General features: G+C 65.1%; 18 protein-coding genes. 12 read left to right on the top strand and 6 right to left on the bottom strand.

Annotated elements, in window-relative coordinates; genetic code table 11:
- Positions 1 to 2 precede the first annotated feature (2 nt).
- Both hemF and AC0KVN_RS10295 read right to left on the bottom strand, forming a co-directional pair.
- Positions 3 to 878: an oxygen-dependent coproporphyrinogen oxidase gene (gene hemF, locus AC0KVN_RS10300; RefSeq protein WP_435566897.1), complete on the bottom strand. Its 876-nt coding sequence runs from the start codon at positions 876 to 878 to the stop codon at positions 3 to 5.
- The gene (locus AC0KVN_RS10295; RefSeq protein WP_017502590.1) at positions 875 to 1333 is read right to left on the bottom strand and encodes a tRNA (cytidine(34)-2'-O)-methyltransferase; all 459 of its coding nucleotides are present in this window, start codon (positions 1331 to 1333) and stop codon (positions 875 to 877) included. Before AC0KVN_RS10295 ends, hemF begins: the two co-directional genes overlap by 4 nt.
- A 193-nt stretch (positions 1334 to 1526) precedes the next feature.
- Between AC0KVN_RS10295 and petA the strand changes: the two genes are divergently transcribed.
- The 5 genes from petA (at position 1527) to AC0KVN_RS10270 (ending at position 6023) form a co-directional block, all read left to right on the top strand.
- Entirely contained in the window at positions 1527 to 2093 is a 567-nt protein-coding gene (gene petA, locus AC0KVN_RS10290) for a ubiquinol-cytochrome c reductase iron-sulfur subunit (protein ID WP_026109474.1), read from the top strand.
- Positions 2094 to 2104: 11 nt separating this feature from the next.
- Positions 2105 to 3397 carry a cytochrome b gene (locus AC0KVN_RS10285; protein WP_069335742.1) on the top strand — a complete coding sequence of 431 codons (1293 nt, stop codon included), beginning with the start codon at positions 2105 to 2107 and terminating at the stop codon, positions 3395 to 3397.
- 14 nt (positions 3398 to 3411) lie between these two features.
- Positions 3412 to 4260, top strand: coding sequence for a cytochrome c1 (locus tag AC0KVN_RS10280; protein ID WP_037507701.1), 849 nt, complete (start codon positions 3412 to 3414; stop codon positions 4258 to 4260).
- 81 nt (positions 4261 to 4341) lie between these two features.
- Positions 4342 to 4878: an adenine phosphoribosyltransferase gene (locus tag AC0KVN_RS10275; RefSeq protein ID WP_004208158.1), complete on the top strand. Its 537-nt coding sequence runs from the start codon at positions 4342 to 4344 to the stop codon at positions 4876 to 4878.
- A 71-nt stretch (positions 4879 to 4949) separates the two neighbouring features.
- Positions 4950 to 6023 (top strand): endonuclease/exonuclease/phosphatase family protein, encoded by a 1074-nt coding sequence (locus AC0KVN_RS10270; RefSeq protein WP_435566895.1) that lies wholly within the window; start codon positions 4950 to 4952, stop codon positions 6021 to 6023.
- Here AC0KVN_RS10270 and AC0KVN_RS10265 read toward each other — a convergent pair.
- A complete protein-coding gene (locus AC0KVN_RS10265; RefSeq protein ID WP_435566894.1) occupies positions 6020 to 6634 on the bottom strand; it encodes a 5'-methylthioadenosine/S-adenosylhomocysteine nucleosidase in 615 nt (204 codons plus the stop codon). The genes AC0KVN_RS10270 and AC0KVN_RS10265 overlap by 4 nt on opposite strands.
- Positions 6635 to 6780: 146 nt before the next feature.
- On the opposite strand from AC0KVN_RS10265, the gene AC0KVN_RS10260 reads away from it, so the two are divergent.
- Genes AC0KVN_RS10260 through AC0KVN_RS10235 form a run of 6 tightly spaced genes read left to right on the top strand, consistent with a single transcriptional unit; the run spans position 6781 to position 14242 of the window.
- Positions 6781 to 7458, top strand: a complete 678-nt coding sequence (locus tag AC0KVN_RS10260; protein WP_435566893.1) for a winged helix-turn-helix domain-containing protein — start codon at positions 6781 to 6783, stop codon at positions 7456 to 7458.
- The gene (locus AC0KVN_RS10255; protein WP_435566892.1) at positions 7455 to 8474 is read left to right on the top strand and encodes a sensor histidine kinase; all 1020 of its coding nucleotides are present in this window, start codon (positions 7455 to 7457) and stop codon (positions 8472 to 8474) included. The genes AC0KVN_RS10260 and AC0KVN_RS10255 overlap by 4 nt, the downstream gene beginning before the upstream one ends.
- Before the next feature lie 55 nt (positions 8475 to 8529).
- On the top strand, positions 8530 to 9630 hold the full coding sequence (locus tag AC0KVN_RS10250; protein WP_435566891.1) for an efflux RND transporter periplasmic adaptor subunit: 1101 nt from the start codon (positions 8530 to 8532) through the stop codon (positions 9628 to 9630).
- Between the two features lie 6 nt (positions 9631 to 9636).
- Positions 9637 to 12708, top strand: coding sequence for an efflux RND transporter permease subunit (locus tag AC0KVN_RS10245; protein ID WP_435566890.1), 3072 nt, complete (start codon positions 9637 to 9639; stop codon positions 12706 to 12708).
- Entirely contained in the window at positions 12705 to 13004 is a 300-nt protein-coding gene (locus AC0KVN_RS10240) for a DUF3240 family protein (RefSeq protein ID WP_048938488.1), read from the top strand. The genes AC0KVN_RS10245 and AC0KVN_RS10240 overlap by 4 nt, the downstream gene beginning before the upstream one ends.
- Positions 13001 to 14242, top strand: a complete 1242-nt coding sequence (locus AC0KVN_RS10235) for a TolC family protein (RefSeq protein WP_435566889.1) — start codon at positions 13001 to 13003, stop codon at positions 14240 to 14242. Before AC0KVN_RS10240 ends, AC0KVN_RS10235 begins: the two co-directional genes overlap by 4 nt.
- A gap of 251 nt (positions 14243 to 14493) precedes the next feature.
- On the opposite strand, the gene AC0KVN_RS10230 is transcribed toward AC0KVN_RS10235, so the two are convergent.
- Positions 14494 to 15204 carry an energy transducer TonB gene (locus AC0KVN_RS10230; RefSeq protein WP_483656098.1) on the bottom strand — a complete coding sequence of 237 codons (711 nt, stop codon included), beginning with the start codon at positions 15202 to 15204 and terminating at the stop codon, positions 14494 to 14496.
- A 52-nt stretch (positions 15205 to 15256) separates the two neighbouring features.
- On the opposite strand from AC0KVN_RS10230, the gene AC0KVN_RS10225 reads away from it, so the two are divergent.
- The gene (locus AC0KVN_RS10225; RefSeq protein WP_037507713.1) at positions 15257 to 15646 is read left to right on the top strand and encodes a hypothetical protein; all 390 of its coding nucleotides are present in this window, start codon (positions 15257 to 15259) and stop codon (positions 15644 to 15646) included.
- Positions 15647 to 15650: 4 nt separating this feature from the next.
- On the opposite strand, the gene AC0KVN_RS10220 is transcribed toward AC0KVN_RS10225, so the two are convergent.
- Positions 15651 to 16733, bottom strand: a complete 1083-nt coding sequence (locus tag AC0KVN_RS10220; protein ID WP_435566887.1) for a cytochrome-c peroxidase — start codon at positions 16731 to 16733, stop codon at positions 15651 to 15653.
- Positions 16734 to 16737: 4 nt separating this feature from the next.
- Positions 16738 to 19242: a TonB-dependent receptor plug domain-containing protein gene (locus AC0KVN_RS10215; RefSeq protein ID WP_435566886.1), complete on the bottom strand. Its 2505-nt coding sequence runs from the start codon at positions 19240 to 19242 to the stop codon at positions 16738 to 16740.
- Between the last annotated feature and the right edge of the window lie 20 nt (positions 19243 to 19262).

The following is a 19262-nucleotide window of genomic DNA, read 5'->3' as shown; positions in this document are numbered from 1 at the left end:
GATCAACTCCAGCTCGCCATCGGCGGCAGGCTCATCAGGATCGCGTCGATATTGCCGCCGGTCTTGAGTCCGAACAGGGTGCCGCGGTCATGGACCAGGTTGAATTCGGCATAGCGGCCGCGCCATTCCAGCATGGTGCGATAGTCTTCCTCGCTCCACGCCTCGTTCATCCGCCGCCGCACGATCGGCGGGAAGGCGGCCAGGAACGCGTCGCCGACATCGCGGGTGAAGGCGAAATTGGCGTCGAACGCAGCATCGTCCGCGCATTCGAGATGATCGTAGAAGATGCCGCCGACGCCGCGATGCACGCCGCGATGGGGGATGAAGAAATAGTCGTCGGCCCAGGCCTTGAAGCGCGGATAATAGCTCGCATCATGGGCGTCGCAGGCGGCCTGCAACACTGCATGGAAATCCGCCGTATCCTCGTCGCGCGGCAGGGGCGGATTGAGGTCTGCGCCGCCGCCAAACCAGGTCTTGGTGGTATTGAGGAAGCGGGTGTTCATGTGGACGGCCGGCACATGCGGGTTCACCATATGCGCGACCAGGCTGATGCCGGTGGCGAAAAAGGCCGGATTGTCGGCCGCGCCATGGATGGTCTGGGCAAAGCCGGGGGCAAGATCGCCGGTCACGGTGGAGATGTTGACGCCCACCTTCTCGAAGACCTTTCCCTTCATCACCCCGCGCACGCCGCCACCGCCTTCGCCCGGCGCTACGCCTTCGGCCTCGCGATCCCAGGGGGTATAGGCGAAGCTGGCGTCGCTGCCGGCCTCGCGCTCGATCGCCTCGAACTCCGCGCAGATCCGGTCGCGCAGCGATTCGAACCATGCACGGGCCGCCTGCTGCTGCGGGTTCAGGGGAAAGCGGATGTCAGGCGTCATGCGGGGAAGCTCCCGGTCTGGCGAAGGGCCTCGGCAACGGCGATGCCGGTGGAAACGGCGATGTTGAGCGAACGGAAGCCCGGTGCCATCGGAATGCGCACGCGAATATCGGCCAGATCGCGGACATGATCGGGCACGCCCGCGCTTTCCGACCCCATCAGCAAGACATCGTCACTGCGAAATGTCACATCGGGCAGTCGTTCCGACGCGTGGCTGCTCATCAGCAGCAGGCGGCGACCGGCGGCCCGTCTTTCCGCGTCGAACGCCTCGAAATTGGCGTGGCGCACGACTTGCGCCGCTGCGCCATAATCCATTGCCGCGCGCTTCAGCCGGGCATCGGAAAAGGCGAATCCGGTCGGCATGATGATGTCGACGGGCACGGCAAAACAGGCGGCGAGGCGCAGGATGGCGCCGACATTGCCGGCGATTTCGGGCTGGTAGAGAGCGATACGCATGGCTGTCGCATAATGCAGCGCGGCGATTTGTCATAGTCTGGATGACTTTGCGGTTGGCAAAGCCCTGACAGTCCGGTTATCAGACCTTTGACCCACGCCGGGGGGAGGCGGGGTATACCCTAACTCCCTTGATAATCAGGATCACTCAAGGCATTCCGGCGTGAATAGGGAAGTCTTGCAAGGGTAGAGGTGCATGGCGAACTCAGAACAAGTTGACGGGCAGGGTCTATCCGGCGAAGACGGAGTGCGTCGCCGCGATTTCATCAATATCGCTGCGGTGAGCTTCGCAGGGGTGGGCGCCGTCGGCGTCATTCTCCCGCTCATCGATCAGATGAACCCCAGCGCCGACGTATTGGCGCTCGCATCGACCGAGGTCGATCTTTCCGCGATCCAGCCGGGCCAGGCGATCAAGACCACCTTCCGGTCGCAGCCGCTGTTCGTTCGCCAGCTCACCGAAAAGGAAATTGCCGAGGCCGACAAGGTCGACCCGTCCACGCTGCGCGATCCGCAGACGCTGGCGGAGCGGACGGTCGACGGCAAGAAGCAGTGGCTGATCACCATGGGCGTCTGCACCCATCTGGGCTGCGTGCCGCTGGGCGCGGGCGAGGGCGAAAATCGCGGCGAATTCGGCGGTTATTTCTGCCCCTGTCACGGTTCGTCCTATGACACGGCCGCCCGCATCCGTAAGGGGCCTGCCCCCAAGAATCTGGAAGTGCCGAAGTATAGCTTCACTTCCGACACTGCCATTCTTGTGGGTTGAGGGGGACCGTCATGAGCTTTCCATGGGCTGAACATTATACCCCCAAGCATCCGCTGATGCAGTGGGTCGACGAGAAGCTGCCGCTGCCGCGTCTCGTCTACAATGCCGTCGGTGCCGGCTATCCGGTGCCGCGCAACCTCAATTATTTCTGGAATTTCGGTGTCCTCGCTGGCCTGGCGCTGCTGATCCAGATCGTCACCGGCGTGGTCATGGCGATGCATTATGGCGCCAACACGCTGGTCGCCTTCGGCACTGTCGAACAGACGATGCGCGACGTGAATGCGGGCTGGCTGATGCGCTATGCGCATGCCAACGGCGCTAGCTTCTTCTTCATCGTCGTCTATTTGCACATCTTCCGCGGCCTTTATTTCGGTAGCTACAAGGCGCCGCGCGAGATGGTCTGGCTGCTCGGCCTCGTCATCTTCCTCTTGATGATGGCGACCGCCTTCATGGGCTATGTCCTGCCCTGGGGGCAGATGAGCTATTGGGGCGCCAAGGTCATTACCGGCCTGTTCGGCGCGATCCCGGTGGTGGGTGAGCCGATCCAGACCTGGCTGCTGGGCGGTTTTGCGCCCGGCAATGCCTCGCTGAACCGCTTCTTCTCGCTCCACTTCCTGCTGCCCTTCGTGATCGCGGCGGTGGTGATCCTGCATATCTGGGCGCTGCATATTCCCGGCTCCTCCAACCCGACCGGTGTCGAGGTGAAGGGGCCGCAGGATACCGTGCCCTTCCATCCCTATTACACCGCGAAGGACGGTTTCGGGGCAGGCGTCTTCCTGATCCTGTTCGCGATCCTGCTGTTCTTTGCGCCCAATTATCTGGGTCACCCGGATAATTATATCGAGGCGAACCCGCTTTCGACCCCGGCGCATATCGTGCCCGAATGGTATTTCTGGCCCTTCTACGCGATCCTGCGCGCCTTCACCGTCGATTTCTTCTTCGTGCCGGCCAAGCTGCTGGGCGTGCTGGCGATGTTTGCATCGATCCTGCTGCTCTTCTTCCTGCCCTGGCTCGACACCTCGCCGGTGCGCTCGGGCAGCTATCGCCCGACCTTCAAGACGTTCTTCTGGATCCTGGTGCTCGACGTGCTGATCCTGGGCTATTGCGGCGGTGCGCCGGCGGAAGAGCCCTATGTGATGATCAGCCAGGTCGCCGCGGCCTATTATTTCGCGCATTTCCTGATCATCCTGCCGATGATCGCGCGCTTCGAAAAGCCGCTGCCGCTGCCCAATTCGATCACCGAGGCGGTGCTGGCCAAATATGCCAAGGCTGACGGCGAACCCGCCGCAGTCCCGGCCGAATAAGGGGGAAGACAAGCATGGTACGCATCGGCGCATTCCTTGTCGGCCTCTTCTTCGCCGGCTGGCTGCTCATCTCCTTCCTCGTGGGTGCCTATTCCTACGTGGTGGAGCCTCCGGCCAAGACGGTGGAACATGAATTCCACCTGGCCCCCAAGCATGTCTCCTTCTCGTTCGACGGGCCGCTGGGCCGCTATGACAATCAGCAGCTCCAGCGCGGCTTCCAGGTGTTCAAGGAGGTCTGCTCGGCCTGCCACAGCCTGAAGTTCGTCGCCTTCCGTGACCTCGCCGGCATTGGCTATAACGAGGCGGAGATCAAGGCGATCGCCAAGAACTGGGCGATCAAGACCCCCAGCGTCGATCCTGCGACGGGTGAGGCCTCGACCCGCGACGGCATTCCGGCCGATTATTTCCCGTCCCCCTTCGCGAACAATGTCGCGGCGGCGGCGGCGAACAATAATGCGATCCCGCCGGATCTGTCGCTGATGACCAAGGCGCGCCATCATGGCTCGGCCTATGTCTATTCGCTGCTGACGGGCTTCCAGGAACAGCCGGCCGAACTGCTCAAGCATTTCCCGGATGCCAAGACGCCCGAGGGGCTGCACTTCAACCCCTATTTCGCCAACCTGAACCTTGCCATGGCGCCGCCGCTGTCGGCCGATGGCCAGGTGACCTATGGCGACGGCACCAAGCCGACCATCGACCAGATGTCGCAGGACGTGGCCGCCTTCCTCACCTGGACGGCCGAGCCGAAGCTGGAAAATCGCCGCCGCGCGGGCGTGGCGACGATCCTCTTCCTGCTGATCGCCACGGGCCTTGCCTATATGGCCTATCAGAATATCTGGGCGGACAAGAAGAAGGCGGCCTGACCGCACCTTCGCCTGATGGCATGAAAGAACGGGGCGCGCTTCCTTGTCGGGAGCGCGCCCTTTCCTTATGGGGCTTCAACCATGAGCATCGACAGTCTGACCGCGCTGGTCCGCACCATCCCCGACTTCCCCAAGCCGGGCATCCAGTTCCGCGACATCACGACCCTGCTGGCCGACGGGCCGGGTCTGGCCGAACTGATCGACCAGATGGCGAAGGTGGCGGGGCCGCTCGACCCCGACCTGATCGTCGGCGTGGAGGCGCGCGGCTTCATCCTGGGCGCGGCCCTGGCGCTGAAGCTGGGCAAGGGTTTCGTGCCCGTCCGCAAGAAGGGCAAGCTGCCGGGCAAGACCGTCGGCATCGACTATGTGCTGGAATATGGCACCGACCGGCTGGAGCTGCATGAAGGACAGGTGCCGCAGGGCGCGCGCGTGCTGCTGGTCGACGACCTGATCGCCACCGGCGGGACGGCGCAGGCGGCGGCGCGGTTGCTGCGCGAGCAGGGCGCGCAGGTGCTGATGGCGCTGTTCGCGATCGACCTGCCGGATCTGGGCGGGCTTGCCGCGCTGGAGCAGGACGGTGTCCCCTCGCGCGCGATCCTGTTGTTCGAGGGCGACTGATCCCGTCCAGGCGCCGGTTGTCGCCGGCGCCCTTTCGCGTCATGATGCGTCGATCCGATGACGAGGAGCATATGGCCGCTACTTCCCGCTTCCTCCACCGGTTCGGCGCCTGTGTGGCGCCGCTGCTGCTGTCGGCCTGCGCGACGCCCGCGCCCTATCGCGAATTGTCCTGTGGCGCGGCAGTCGCGCCCGCGCTCGCCGCCCCGGATGCGCAACGGATCACCACCACCCTGTCGGTGCTGACCTATAATATCGAGGGGCTGGGCTGGCCGGCACGCAGCGGACGGGGGCCGTCACTTGACCAGATAGCGGAGCGACTGGCCGCCATGCGCGCGGCGGGGAAGGCGCCCGACGTGGTGCTGTTCCAGGAAATGTTCAGCGGATCGGCGAAGCAGGCGGTGGCCGATACCGGCTATCCGGCGATCGCCGCCGGCCCGCATCGCACGACCCGCGCGCGCGGGTCGACCAAGGACAAGCTGCCGGGCAAGTCGCATATCGACCGGGGCGAGATCGGCATTCATTTTTCCGGCAGCGGCCTGGCGGTCGCCTCGCGCTATCCGATTCTCCTGACGCAGAGGCGCGCCTATGGCCGCAAATCCTGTGCGGGCCTCGATTGCCTGTCGAACAAGGGGATCGTGCTGGCCCGCATCGCCATGCCCGGCGTGCCGACGCCGATCGACATCTATGACACGCACATGAACTCGCGCGGGGCGTCCCGCGCGCCCGGACCGCGCAATCTCGCCGCGCATGAACGGCAGGCGCTCGAAGCCTCGGCCTTCATCGATGCCAGCCATGACGACGCCTATCCGCTGATCTTCGGCGGCGATTTCAACATGCGCCATTCCGAACCGCGCTGGGAGAATTTCTCCCGCTATCAGGCGCTCAACCTGGTCCATCGCGTCTGCGCCGATGCGGCGTCAGGCTGCGATGTACGCATGTCCTGGGATGGCGACGAACCCTGGATGGACACGCAGGATCTGCAATTCTTCTGGCCGGGCGACCGGGTCTCGGTTCGCCCGATCCGGGTGGAGGCGATGTTCGATGGCGGACCGAGCGGGCCGGAACTGTCCGACCATGACGGCTTCCTCGTTACCTATGAACTGTCCTGGCCGCGCGGCGCCGCGCGCCAGCCGGGCGGCTGTTAAAGCGCCTCGCCCAGGGCATCGACAGCGACTGCCAGCTTCTCGTCGATCAGCGAGAGCAACTGCGTCCAGCCGAGCATGTCTTCAAGCTCGCCCGGCCCATCGGAAATGCCGCGCAACCCCATCAGCGGCACGTCGAAACGCTGGCAGGCGCGGGCGATCGCAAAAGTCTCCATGTCGACCATGTCGGCGTCGATCGCGGCATATTCCTCGCCACCCACGACATTGGCACCGGTCGACAGGCGCAGGGCGCGGATTTCGAGCGGCGCGACCAGCGGAATGTCGACCGGATGATCGATCAGCGGCGTCACCCCCTTGGTGAAGCCCAGGCGCGACGCATCCATGTCGCGCCAGGAGACGCTGGCGACCTGATAGACCTCGCCCAGCATGCCCACCCGCGACCCGGCGGAGCCTAGTGACACGACCAGATCGGGCAGGGTGCCCGCCTGCGCCATCCGGTCGAGCGTCACGGCCATGGCCAGCGCCGCCTCGACCGGGCCGACGCCGGTCATCAGCGGGGTGATCCGGGCTTGCAGCTGCGGGCCATATTCGGCGTCGATCGCCATCACGAACAGCACCCGCCGTCCGCCCATCACCACACATGTCGCCGTCATCTGCTGGTCTCCGTCTCGCTGCTGCGCGTCATAGCCGGAAACATCGAAAAGATAAGGGGGCTGTTCGCTTGCCTGGTCGCCGGGGTTCTTGGCGCGAAATCACAAAGGAGTTGATCGCGGCCGCCCGGCCATGGATGTAGCTGCGCATGCGTCTCTTGCTGGTGGAAGATAATGGTCGTCTCGCCGACCTCCTCGTGGCGGGGCTTGGCCGGCGCGGTTTCAGTTGCGACCATGCCGCCAGCCTGATCATGGCGAGCGAGGCGATCGCCGCGCAGGTCCATGATGTGCTGATTGTCGATCGCGGCCTGCCCGATGGCGACGGCATCGCCTGGCTCCGCGAAATCAGGCGGCAGGGACATATGCAGCCTGCCCTGGTCCTGACGGCGCGCGACGCGCTGGAGGACCGCGTCACGGGCCTCGACGCAGGCGCCGATGATTATGTGGTGAAACCCGCCGATGTGGACGAGATTGCTGCCCGCATCCGTGCGCTGATGCGCCGTCCGGGGCCGCGTGCGCAGACCGAATTGCGCTTCGGTCCGCTGCTGGTCGATTCGGCGCGGCGTATGACGCTGTGCGGGGGGCAGGCGATCGACCTGTCCCGCCGCGAGACCGATCTGCTGGAACTGCTGCTGCGCCAGGCCGGCGCCGTGGTCCGGCGCGAGAGCATCGAAAGCGCGCTCTATTCCTTTGCCGAGCCGGTTACCCCCAATGCGGTCGAGGCGACGGTGTCGCGCCTGCGCCGCAAGCTGGAGGAGGCTGGCGCGCGCGGCATGCTCCATACCGTGCGCGGCGTTGGCTATATGCTGCGGGAGCCGGCGGCATGAGCCAGCGTCGCTCGATCGCCCGTCGGCTCTTCATCGGCCTGTCGATCGTCGGCTTCATCGGCACCACGCTGCTGCTCGTCTTCATCATCAACGAACATCGGCAAAGCTTCACCGCGCTGGGCGACCCGGCGGCCGCCCGCCATGCCTTCCGCGAATTGTTCGAGCATGTGATCCTGCCGATCCTGGTGCTGATCATCCCGATGGGCATGGCCAGCCTGATGGTGATCCGAAAGGCGCTGGCGCCGCTGGGGGAGGCGGTCGCCCAGTTGCAGGTGGCCGAACGTCATCAGCGCGGCGTGTTGATCGATCATGCCGCCTTCCCGACCGAGGCAGTGCCCTTCGCCCAGGCGGTCAATCGCCTGCTTGGCCAACTTGACCAGGCGGCGCGCGATCATGAGGCGTTCGCCGCCGATGTCGCGCATGAACTGCGCACGCCGCTCGCCGTGCTGGCGCTCGAACTGGACGGGCTCGACCATCCCGATGCACCGCGTCTGCGCGCCGAGGTGATCGCGATGCGCCGGCTGATCGACCAGCTGATGCTGCTCGCGCGGGTCGAGGCGCAGAGCGTGGCCCAGTCGATCCGCGACAGCGTCCGGCTGGAGGATGTGAGTGCCGACATCGTCAGCCTGATGGCGCCCGGCGCGATCGCTGCCGACAAGAGCCTGTCGCTGACCCGCGTCGGCGATGTCGCGCCGATCATGGGGCAGCGCGAGACGGTCGCGGCGGCGCTGCGCAACCTCGTCGAAAATGCGCTGCGGGTGACGCCGCCCGGTGGCGCCGTCACCGTGATCGCCGGTCCTGGTCCCCGGCTGCGGGTAAAGGATGGTGGCGCTGGGTTGACACCCGAGCGGCTGGCCGAACTGGTCCAGCGCCATCGCCGCGCGGATCATGCCAGCAGCGAAGGCGCCGGACTGGGGCTGGCGATCGTCGCCCGCATCATGGCCGCGCATGGCGGCACCCTCTCCAGCGTGGCCGATGCACAGGAACTGGTGCTGGATTTCGCGCCGCCACGTTGATCGTCCGAAAACCCCTCGTCAGGGTCTCGTCAGTTTGATCCCATAGGGCAGGGCCATGGTCCCGCTATTCCGATTCGTGCGCCTGCCCGGTGCTCTCGCCCTCCTGTCGCTTGCTGCCTGTTCGGGGGAGCAGGCCACGCCCGCCAATGACAGCGCTGCGGCGCAACCGACGGACGGATCGATCCCGCTGACGGCGGACAATAGCGCCCGACTGGGGCTGAAATTCGGCGCGGCCGTCGCTGCCACCGAGGCGCCGATCGCGGTCGTCCCCGCGCTGATCGCGCCGCCGCCCAACGCCCGTGTCGCGGTCGCCGCCACCTTCCCCGGCGTCGTCACCCGCATCCTAGTGGTCGAGGGCGAGGAAGTGCGGCACGGCCAGCCGCTGGCGATCGTTTCCAGCCGTGATGTCCTGTCCATGGGCGCGGACCTCAATCGGGCGAGCGCACGGCTGGGCGTGGCGCAGTCGAGCGCCAGCCGCCTGTCGCAACTGGAGCGCGAAGGCATCATCGCCGGCGCCCGCGCGGACGAGGCCCGCGCCGTGCTGGGTGAGGCCCGCGCCGATGTGTCGGAAAAGAGCCGCATCCTGACGATGGTGAACGGATCGGGCGCCAGCGGCACCTACACGCTGACAGCGCCGATCGCGGGTCGCGTGACCAGTGCCGCCATCCACGCCGGCAGCGTCGTCGACGGCACCACCGCCCCCTATGTGATCGATGCGGCCGGCCAATATGAGGCGCAGGCGCAATTGCCCGAGCGGCTGGCGGGCCAGGTGAAGCCCGGCATGACCGTGGCGCTGGGCGATGATCTGCGCGGCACGGTGACGGCGGTCGGATCGACCATCGATCCCGCCACCCGGTCGGTAACATTGAAGGCCAGGCTGCCGGCCGGCCCCGGCGCCATGGCCGGCCGCGCCACCAGCCTGTCGATCTTCGGCCCGGCACCGACCGGTGCCGCCATGGTGCCCGCCGCCGCCGTCACGACGCTGCCGGGCGGCGACACGCTGTTCGTGCGCACCCGCGCCGGCGTCGTCGTGCGCCCGGTCAAGACCGGCGGCAAGGATGGCCATCATGTCCTGATCCTCTCCGGCGTGAAGCCGGGCGAGCAGGTGGTCGTGGCCGGCACCAGCGCGCTCAAGCCGCTGGCGATAGGCGAGTAAGGCCGGATGCTCAAATCGCTGGCCGCCTGGGCGCTCTCCTATCGCCTGATCGTCATCGCGCTCGCCCTGCTGACCGCCGTGCTGGGGGCCTGGGCCTTCGTCAATCTGCCGGTTGATGCCTATCCCAACATCGCCCAGACCCAGGTGAAGGTGATTCTCAAAGCCCCCGGCATGACGCCGGAGGAGGTGGAAAGCCGCGTCATCACCCCGATCGAGATGGAGATGCTGGGCATTCCGGGGCAGGCGATCCTGCGCTCCTCGGCCAAATATGCGATCGCCGACATCACCATCGATTTCGTCGACGGCACCGACATCTACTGGGCGCGCCAACAGGTCGCCGAACGCCTGTCGGGCGTGATGGGCGATCTGCCGCCGGCGGTATCGGGCGGCATGGCGCCGATCTCGACGCCATTGTCCGACATCTTCATGTTCACGATCGAAGGGCCTTTGAGCCTGGAGGAAAAGCGCACCCTGCTCGACTGGACGATCCGGCCGGCACTGCGCACCGTGCCCGGCGTCGCCGACGTCAATGCGCTGGGCGGTTTCGTTCGCACCTTCGAAGTGCGCCCTGATCCGATCGCGCTCGCCAGCGCGGGCCTCGGCATCGCCGACCTTCAGGAAGCGATCGAGCGCGGCAACCGCAATGACGGTGCCGGTCGCCTGTCGCAGGGCGAGGAATCGCTGATCGTCCGGGCGGTCGGCGCGATCCGGTCGGAAGCGGACCTCCAGTCGATGGTGATCGCCACCCGCAATGGCCGCATCGTCCGCATGGGCGATGTCGCGACCGTCGGCACCGGCAGCCTGACCCGCTATGGCGCCGTTACCGCCAACGGCAAGGGCGAGGCGGTGCAGGGCCTGGTGATCGCGCTGCGCGGTGCCGATGCCCGCGCCGTGGTCGATGGCGTCAAGGCGCGCGTCGCCGAACTGGAAAAGACCCTGCCACAGGGGACGAAGATCGCCGTCTTCTATGATCGATCCGACCTGATCGGCCGCGCCGTCGGCACGGTCGAAAAGGCGCTGATCGAGGCGACCATCCTGGTCATCATCCTGCTGATCCTGTTCCTGGGCGACTGGCGCGCGGCGGCGATCGTGGCCGCCACTTTGCCGATGTCGGCGCTAGTAACCTTCCTGATGATGCGCGGCATGGGCCTGTCGGCCAACCTCATGAGCCTGGGCGGCCTGGCCATTGCCATCGGCATGCTGGTCGACGGCGCGGTCGTGGTGGTCGAGAATATCGTCGAGCGGCTCAATCATGCGAAGGATGACGGCCCGCCGCGGCTGCACCATGTCTACCGCGCCACCGGCGAAGTCGTGGTGCCCGTGTCGGCCGGCATCGTCATCATCGCGCTCGTCTTCCTGCCCCTGCTCTCGCTCGAAGGGCTGGAGGGCAAGCTGTTCGCCCCGGTCGCGCTCACCATCATCTTCGCGCTGGCGGGATCGCTGCTGATCGCGCTCACCCTGGTCCCGGTGCTCGCCTCGCTCGGCCTCAAGGCCGGTCATCATGGCGAACCCTGGATCATGCGCAAGCTGACGCCGCGCTATCGGGCGCTGCTCGACGGTGCCTTTGGTCGCAAACGACTGGTCTATGGCCTGGCCGCGCTCGGGCTGGTGCTGGCGGGCCTGGCCTATGGCGCGGTCGGCAAGACCTTCATGCCCTCGATGGATGAAGGATCGGTGATCGTCCAGACCGCCAAGCTGCCGACCATCAATCTCGACCAGTCGGTGCTGGGCGACACGGCGGTGCAGCGGTCGCTGATGAAGGATGTGCCCGAAATCGCGCAGATCATCGCCCGCGTCGGCACCGACGAGATCGGCCTCGACCCGATGAGCCCGAACGAGACCGACAGTTTCGTGGTGCTGAAACCCCAGAACCAATGGCGCGGCGACAAGGATTTCGTCGTCGATGAAATCCGCAAGTCGCTCGATCGGCTGCCCGGTATCGAGCCGACCTTCACGCAGCCGATCGAGATGCGCGTCTCGGAAATGCTGACCGGATCGCGCGGCGACCTTGCCGTCAAGATTTTCGGCCCGGACCTCGCCACCCTGTCGGACCTTGCCGGACAGGTGCAGAAGATATTGTCGAAGACGCGCGGCGCTTCGGAGGTGATGACGCTCGCCAACGACCATGTCGACTATCTCCAGCTCGATATCGATCGCGCCGCCGCCGGCCGTTTCGGCATGCCGATCGACCAGATGCAGGACACGCTGCGTGCCCAGATCGAGGGCGTGCATGCCGGCGTCGTCGCCGACGGGCAGAAGCGCGTGCCGATCCTGGTCAAGGGCGACGAGACGATCCGCAGCGACGCGACCCGTTTCGCCGACCTGCCGCTGCGCACGCCCGACGGCACCGTCGCGCGGGTCAGCGACATGGCGCGGGTCGAGCGCACCGAGGGGCCGGTCAAGCTCGACCATGAAAATGGCTCGCGCTACGCGCTGGTCCAGGCCTTCGTCTCGGGCCGCGATCTGGTCGGCTATGTCGATGAGGCGCGCGCCACCGTCGATCGCGAAATCAAGATGCCGGCCGGCTATCGCATGGTCTGGGGCGGCCAGTTCGAAAATCAGCAGCGCGCTTCCGCCCGGCTGATGCTGGTCATCCCGGCCGCGCTGCTGCTGATCCTGCTGGTGCTGCTCATGACCCTGCGCTCGATGCGCGCGTCGCTGCTGATCCTCGCCAACATTCCCTTCGCCATGGTCGGCGGCATCATCTCGCTCTGGGTATCGGGCCAATATCTCTCCGTGCCTGCCTCGGTCGGTTTCATCGCGCTGCTCGGCATCGCGGTGCTGAACGGCCTCGTCCTCGTCGCCTATTTCCGCCAGCTGCGCGAGGAGGGGCAGAGCATGGCCCAGGCCGTGCGACTGGGCGCGGAACGGCGGCTGCGCCCGGTGCTGATGACCGCCAGCATCACCGCCTTCGGCCTGGTCCCGCTGATGTTCGCGGCCGGGCCGGGGTCGGAAATCCAGAAGCCGCTCGCCATCGTGGTGATCGGCGGGCTGATCAGTTCGACCCTGCTCACCCTCATCCTCCTGCCCATTTTGTTCGAGCGCTTCGGTGAAGGCGCCACGGAAGCCCGATCATGACCGACATGTTGCTGACCTTCTATTGCGCCGCGATCGACCGCGACGGCGTGGCCGATGCCCTGCGCGGCCGCACCCCGGCACCGCTCCATCTGCGCGACGAGCAGGTGCTGGGCCGCGATTTCGGCGATGCCGGCGCGGGCGAGCAGGTGCGCGGCACGCTGCGCCGGGCGGCGATCGACCTGATCGTGCCGGCGGACGATGTCGCCCCGCTGGTCGCCGCCGTCACCGATGCGCGGCGGGGCCATCCGGTCCGCTGGCACGCCTGCCTGGTCGCGGCACGGGGGCGCATCGCATGATCCGCGTGCTTCTCCTGTCGGCCACGGCCCTCATTACCACGCCGGCTTTCGCCCAGCGCACCGACCTGCCGCCCGAACCCCTGGTGGTCGAAGCGCTTGATAGCCATCCCGCCGTGACCGCAGCACAGGCGCGCGTGCGCTCGGCCGAGGCTGGCGCGGCCATGCTCCGCCGGGGCGCCCAAGAATTTACCTTTCAGGGCACGGTTTCCCGCCGCTCGGCCGAGGGGGAGGGCGATTATGGCGAATATGATGTCAACCTCACCCGCCCGTTCCGCCTGCCCGGCAAGGCGACATTGGATCGCAAGGCTGGCGAACTGGGCGTCGAAGTCGCCCATAATCTGATGGAGGATGTGCGGCATCAGACCGCGCTCGCCTTTTCCGATCTCTGGCATGACTGGCTGGTCGCCAGTGCCCAGCATCGCACCGACCTCGATTCCGCTGCCAGCCTGACGCAGGATATGGCGGCCGTGCGCCGCCGTGCCCAGTTGCGTGACGCGTCGCTACTGGACGTCGACCAGGCTGAAGCCGCGCTGGCTCAGGCGCAAGCGCAGGCCGCGACCTCCCGCGCGGCGCGGGATGAGGCGCGGGTGAAGCTCGCTGCCGGCTTCCCCGGCCTTGCTCTGCCCGAAGAGGCGCCCTTGCTTGCCGATCCGGTCATGCCCGCCACGGCGCTGGAGGATCTGCGCAATCTGGTGATCGAGCGCAGCCATGAAATCCGCGCGTCGGAGCGGGAGGCGCAGCGGCTGGCCATGGTCGCCCGCCGCGCCTCGGCCGATCGCATCGCCGACCCGTCATTCGGCGTGCGCGTCTTCAGCGAACGGGGCGGGCTGGAAAAGGGCATCGGTCTGGTCGGCTCCATTCCGCTGGGCGGTGGCTATCGCCGCGCCGCGCATGACCAGGCAACCGCAGACGCCAGTGCTGCCGAACTGGAACTCGCCCGCGTGCGGCGCGAGATAGAGGCGACCGCCGCCGCCGACCTCAGCAATGTCCGCGCCCGCGAAGCGGTCTGGCGCAGTATGGAAAGCGCTGCCGCCAGCGCCGCCGCCGCCGCGACCCGGACGAAGAGAGGCTATGAACTAGGCCAGATCGACCTCGCCGATACGCTGCTCGCCCGCCGCCAGGCGAACGAGACCCGGCGCCAGGAAATTGACGCCCGCGCCACCCTGCTGCGCGCCATCCTGCGCATCCAGATCGACGCGCATGAGGTCTGGACGTCGCAGGAAGGGCATGAGGATTAGGGGAGGGCGCGCAAGCGACCCCTGCGATGTCAACACCAGCTATCCACGTAAAACTGCGGCTTTCTGTATCGAAATGCAGGAAAATCAGGGTGTTTTGCCCCATGATTCTCGATCTGCGCGGTCACTTGGGTTCATATTGAACCAGACGACCACTGTAGGTTTGTGAGCCATCTAACCGATTGTTATAAAATGACTCTTCATCTCGCATCTGCATGATTCATGCGCGGGCGGGCGATCGGCTTGGCGACATGCTATCCTGCCAGGCGATAGCGCATCGGCACCAGGAAGCGGCGTGCCATTGTCGGCAAATTCCGCGGTGGCCGGGGATAGGGCGTGGCTGTGCGCAACTGGTCGAGCGCCAGCCGATCCAACTCCGCAAAACCGCTGCTACGCGCCAGGGCGACATCCTCCAGATCGCCGTCCGACGCGAGATACAGGCGGACGAGGACAGTGCCTTCGGTCCCTTCGCGCGCGAGGCTGCGGGGATAATCCTTGTGTCGGCCGATCCAGGCCAGGACTTTGCGGGCATAGGCATCATCCTTGCCGGCATCGGGCGATAGGGCCGCGTTCGGGGCGGTATCGCCTATATCCGCTGCGGGGGCGCTGCCCATTGATGTGCTGCTTTGAGCCGAGCGCGAAGCAATCATCTGCGGAGGCGCCGCAATACGGACCGGCGCTGCCAATTGCACCAGGGGGGCAGGCTGACGCAGAAGCGGCTGAGCGGGCATCATTGTGGGTAGCGCTAGGCTTGGGGGCGGTGCCGGTGCAGCGCGTTGTGCTCTTTCCGGCTGCGGTTCGACCTTGGGAGTGGACTGCGGTTGGGCGGGCAGGGCGAAGACGGAGAGGGCTGCAGTGTCGGTCGTGGGAGCAGCGCCGAAGGATCGCTGCATCAGGACGAGGCCGATCACCAGCCCGTGAACACCCAGCGTCAGCAGGCCGGAGGTCGTGCGCGAAAAATCCATGCCCGCGCCCTAATCTTGTTGCTCAAGATTCTCAATAGCATATTATTAACTGATGGCAGTGCTCTCCATTCCCCATTTCGTGGCGCGCAGTGTGAACTTCATGTTCCTGGCCCTGCATGGTTTCCAATTCCTGAGCTACCTGTCCTGGTATTTCCTGGAGGACCGTGTGGGCGCGGGAACGGACGAGACGATCGCCTGGTTATCTGCGGGCACGGCCATCCTCTATCTCTGCAACATGCTGTTCCTGGTGCCGCACCGCGCCTGGGCCAGGATGGCGCTGGTGACGCCCAACATTCTGATTGCGCTGCTCGGTCTGCCAGCCCTGATGGTAGGTTTTGCCGATCCCGTGGCCTGGGGCTTCCTCGTCCTGTTCGTTACGCCCTGCGCGGCCGCGTTGATCGGCTTCGCGCTGGACGACATCGCGCGGCGCTCTCCGCTCTGAATGGCTATAATGTCTGGAGGAAGGCGATCAGGGCATCGCGCTCCGTTTTGCTGAGCCCGAGCGGTGCTACTAGTGGGTCGGGCTGAGGGTTGGGCACATTGCCGGGCCTCTTCGTGCGGTCTTTGCCGCCGCCGCCATTGTAAAAGGCAACGACATTATCGAGCGTCTGGAACAGGCCGACATGCATATAGGGAGCGGTTTGCTTGACGCCGAGCAGCGAAGGCGTGCGGAAACGGCCGACATCAGCGGCGGCGCCGGTCACCTCATAGCGGCCTAGATCCTCCAGCCGGCGGCCATAGAAGCTTAGGCCCAGATTATGGAACTGCCGATCGGACAGCAGCGGTCCATTATGGCAATTGACGCAACCTGCCTTGGTGCGGAACAGGTGCAGCCCTTCCAGTTCCTGGTCATCCAGTGCCCGATGATCGCCGGCGATGAAGCGGGACCATTTCGATCGCGGTGGTCGTAGGGTCCGCTCATGCGCGGCAAGCGCGGCGCTCACGTCGGCGATGCTTATCCGCCGCCGTCCATTGAGTTTGGCGAAGGCGGTCCGATAGGTCTGGTCATGATTGACCCGGCGCTCGACGATGCTGATGCTGCTCGCCATTTCCTTGCCGTCGACCAGCGGATGCAGCGCCTGCGTCTCCAGGTCGGCGGCGCGGCCATCCCAGAAGAGCGGCGTCATCCACGCGGCGGTGAACAGCGACTGGGCGTTGCGTCGGCCGCGCTGGCGGTCGTGGCCAAAGGATGTGCGAATGCCATCGGCCAGACCCAGTTCGCTGTTGTGGCAGGATGCGCAGGCGATCTGGCCCGATCGGGACAGTGCCGGATCATCGAACAGGCGCAGGCCGATCTCGGCAAGTGCCTTGTCGCGATCGCTCATCGCCGGCCTTGCGGGCAGGGGGGCAAATTCGCTGAAGGCCGCGCCATCCTTGAGCAATGGGCGCGGCCAGCTTTCCGGCGTGCCCGCATAGAGAAGGCGCAGGCTCGCCGGCTCGGCGGTTGCCCGCACCATCGGCCCCGCGACGATGGCGGCGCAGGCCAGCATCATCACGAGGCGAACGGGGCGCAGGAAGCGGATCGTCATCCCGTCAGAAGCGATAATTCAGCCCGAACCAGAAGGAACGGCCATATTGATAGGGTTGAGAGGTTGAACTGCTGTTGGGCGAGGGCGTGTTGTCGAGCAGGTTCGCTACACGCACGTCGGCGGTCAGCGTGCCATAGCGGGAGCGGATCACCTCCACCTGCGCGTTCATGTTCATGTCGAAGGCATCGGGATAATGGACATAATCGTAAAGGTCGTAGGATGTGCCGTCCACTGTGGCGCTCCGGCCGGTATCCTCGATCCGGTCGAAACCGCTGCGATAGCGCAGGTTCATGTTGGTGGTTATGCGATCGTCCAGCCAGTTGGCGGTCCAGGTGGCGTTGACGATCAGGGGCGCGGCCATGTCGGGGCGCTGGTTCATCGCCATCACATCGGCATAGCTGCGCACCTCTCCATCGAGCACGACCAGAGGGTTTTCGATCAGATCCTCGATGTCGACGATATAATCGTCATTGCTGCTTTTGGTTTTGGAAAAGTTTGTGCTGAGCGCGATCGAGTGTTTGCCGAAGCTGCGTGTCCATTCGAGGGAAAGGCCACGATATTTGCTGAACCCGTCGTTGGTGACGACATAGTTGGTGTAGGTCGTTGTGCGGCCGTTGGCGAGCGTCGTGGTGAGCGTTTCACCAACCGAGCGGACGAACTCATCCTTGCCTTCGCGATAGATGCCCTTGACCCGCAGGCTACCGCCCAGCACGCCTGCAGTCAGCGCCGCCGACAGTTCGTCCGAATAGGGTGTCTTCTTGTTGCCGTCGGAATAGCTGGCGGATTTGCTGGTGCTGTAGAGATACCAGTCACTGTCCGCATAGACCAGGCTGGAGCCTGATGTGGCGGCGGCGCGACGATAGACGAAATTGTCAGGATATTGCTCGCGAAGGGCATAAGCGAGCATGGAACGGCCATAATAGCGATTGGCGCCCAGCGTGATGTTCCAGCCATCCCAGGGCAGATCATAGCTGGCCGACAGGCGCGGCGAGAAATTATGATTGCCCAGGAAGCTCTCATAATCATAGCGCAGGCCGCCGCGCAGTGAGACGTTGCCGAGCTTCAACTGATATTCTGCCCAGGCGGCATAGCTGTCGAGATTTACTCGCGCCCGATAGGCTTCATAGATAGAATATTGTTCCAGCGCATATTCGCCGGTGACACAGTTCAGGCTGTTGCCGTCGGCGCAGACGATATTGGCGGCGTCCTCCTCGTCGGTCCCGCGCGAATAGGCATAATTATCATCGGGCCGGCTGCGCATGGCCTCGATCCTCTGATAGTCCACGCCGAGGCTCAGGCGACCAGGTCCAAAGATGGTCGACCAGCGGCCGGTCAGGGCATAGTTATTCTGCCACTGATCGACATCGCCAAAGCCACCGATTGTGCAATTGGTAGCCGAACACACATTGCCGTTTGTCGTCCAGGACGGGATGGAATAATTGCCTGAGGAGGCCTCGCGGCTGGTGTCGCTGTGCGAGAGGCTGGCTGAGACCGACCAATTGGTATCGCCCGATTTGCTCAGTTCCAGCTTGCTGGTAATGCCGCCGCCGTGGGACGTGACGATGTTGTCCACGCCGTTGGCAGATGCGGACTCGCTCTCATAAGGCGTGTAGACGAACTGGCCGCTCAGTTTCAGGTCGGTGCGGATGTCGTAGACCAGCTTGGCCAGATAATTGTCGCTGACACTGGACTGGCCGAAGCGGCTGTTCCCATAATTGGCCCCGCGCGTATAGACCACATCGGCACGCGAGCGGTTATAGCCCAGCAGCAGCCCGATATCATCGTTGAGCGGGGCATCGACCGTGACCCCGTAGCGCCATTTTTCGAAGGAGGGCTTTCCCGGCATGGCATCGTCGCCAATTGCCTCACGCGACGCATCCGACATCTTGAAATGGGTCAGTGCGTCGGACGTGTAGGACAGGGTGCTGGTGAAGCCGAAGCGGCGCTTGGGATCGCGCGTCTTGATGTCCAGCACGCCACCGGTGAAGCGTCCATATTCGGCAGAAATGTTGGAATCGCGCACCACGATCTCGCCAACCAGATTGGCATCGACCCAAAGGGATTGCGCGCCGGCCCCAGTCGGCTCTGCAAAATGCTGGGGATTGTCCTGCGTTATATCGACACGGGCATTGGCGTCGATACCGTCGATGCTGATAAGGTTTTCGTAGAAACGGCCGCCTGAAATGGCGATGTCCGACGGGCGGATGTCCTGAATGTCCTCCCGCGTCGCAAGAAATTCATCGCTGCGGAACTGGATCGTGGGCAGGGCCTTGAGCAGTTGATTGACGTCGCCTGATCCGGGCGTGCGAGCGCGAATTTCCTTTTCAGTGATGCGCGTGGTGCCGGCGTCGGCACCGGTGCCCATGACATAGCTGTCGTCGGTGCGCTCGCCATCGGCAACGACTTCAGGCAGCAGGCGGGCATCGGTGCCGCTATCCTGTGCGGTAGCGATCTGAACAGGCAATAGCGCAGCACTCGCGAGCAGCGCCCGCGTTACGATCTGTCTCAATGTGCGACCCCTTTTTCTGG

Source organism: Sphingobium sp. SG1 (assembly GCF_057063145.1).
Note: the sequence above shows the minus strand (reverse complement) of the source record. Positions and strands in the feature narration are given on the sequence as shown.

Bases quoted from the DNA above. Each gene is read 5' to 3' on its own strand.
- AC0KVN_RS10240 (WP_048938488.1), top strand. From the start codon at position 12,705: ATGACCGACATGTTGCTGACCTTCTATTGCGCCGCGATCGACCGCGAC.
- AC0KVN_RS10295 (WP_017502590.1), bottom strand. From the start codon at position 1,333: ATGCGTATCGCTCTCTACCAGCCCGAAATCGCCGGCAATGTCGGCGCC.
- AC0KVN_RS10260 (WP_435566893.1), top strand. From the start codon at position 6,781: ATGCGTCTCTTGCTGGTGGAAGATAATGGTCGTCTCGCCGACCTCCTC.
- AC0KVN_RS10270 (WP_435566895.1), top strand. From the start codon at position 4,950: ATGGCCGCTACTTCCCGCTTCCTCCACCGGTTCGGCGCCTGTGTGGCG.
- AC0KVN_RS10235 (WP_435566889.1), top strand. From the start codon at position 13,001: ATGATCCGCGTGCTTCTCCTGTCGGCCACGGCCCTCATTACCACGCCG.
- petA (WP_026109474.1), top strand. From the start codon at position 1,527: ATGGCGAACTCAGAACAAGTTGACGGGCAGGGTCTATCCGGCGAAGAC.
- AC0KVN_RS10255 (WP_435566892.1), top strand. From the start codon at position 7,455: ATGAGCCAGCGTCGCTCGATCGCCCGTCGGCTCTTCATCGGCCTGTCG.
- AC0KVN_RS10225 (WP_037507713.1), top strand. From the start codon at position 15,257: ATGGCAGTGCTCTCCATTCCCCATTTCGTGGCGCGCAGTGTGAACTTC.
- AC0KVN_RS10280 (WP_037507701.1), top strand. From the start codon at position 3,412: ATGGTACGCATCGGCGCATTCCTTGTCGGCCTCTTCTTCGCCGGCTGG.
- hemF (WP_435566897.1), bottom strand. From the start codon at position 878: ATGACGCCTGACATCCGCTTTCCCCTGAACCCGCAGCAGCAGGCGGCC.
- AC0KVN_RS10245 (WP_435566890.1), top strand. From the start codon at position 9,637: ATGCTCAAATCGCTGGCCGCCTGGGCGCTCTCCTATCGCCTGATCGTC.
- AC0KVN_RS10250 (WP_435566891.1), top strand. From the start codon at position 8,530: ATGGTCCCGCTATTCCGATTCGTGCGCCTGCCCGGTGCTCTCGCCCTC.
- AC0KVN_RS10220 (WP_435566887.1), bottom strand. From the start codon at position 16,733: ATGACGATCCGCTTCCTGCGCCCCGTTCGCCTCGTGATGATGCTGGCC.
- AC0KVN_RS10230 (WP_483656098.1), bottom strand. From the start codon at position 15,204: ATGGATTTTTCGCGCACGACCTCCGGCCTGCTGACGCTGGGTGTTCAC.
- AC0KVN_RS10275 (WP_004208158.1), top strand. From the start codon at position 4,342: ATGAGCATCGACAGTCTGACCGCGCTGGTCCGCACCATCCCCGACTTC.
- AC0KVN_RS10265 (WP_435566894.1), bottom strand. From the start codon at position 6,634: ATGACGGCGACATGTGTGGTGATGGGCGGACGGCGGGTGCTGTTCGTG.
- AC0KVN_RS10285 (WP_069335742.1), top strand. From the start codon at position 2,105: ATGAGCTTTCCATGGGCTGAACATTATACCCCCAAGCATCCGCTGATG.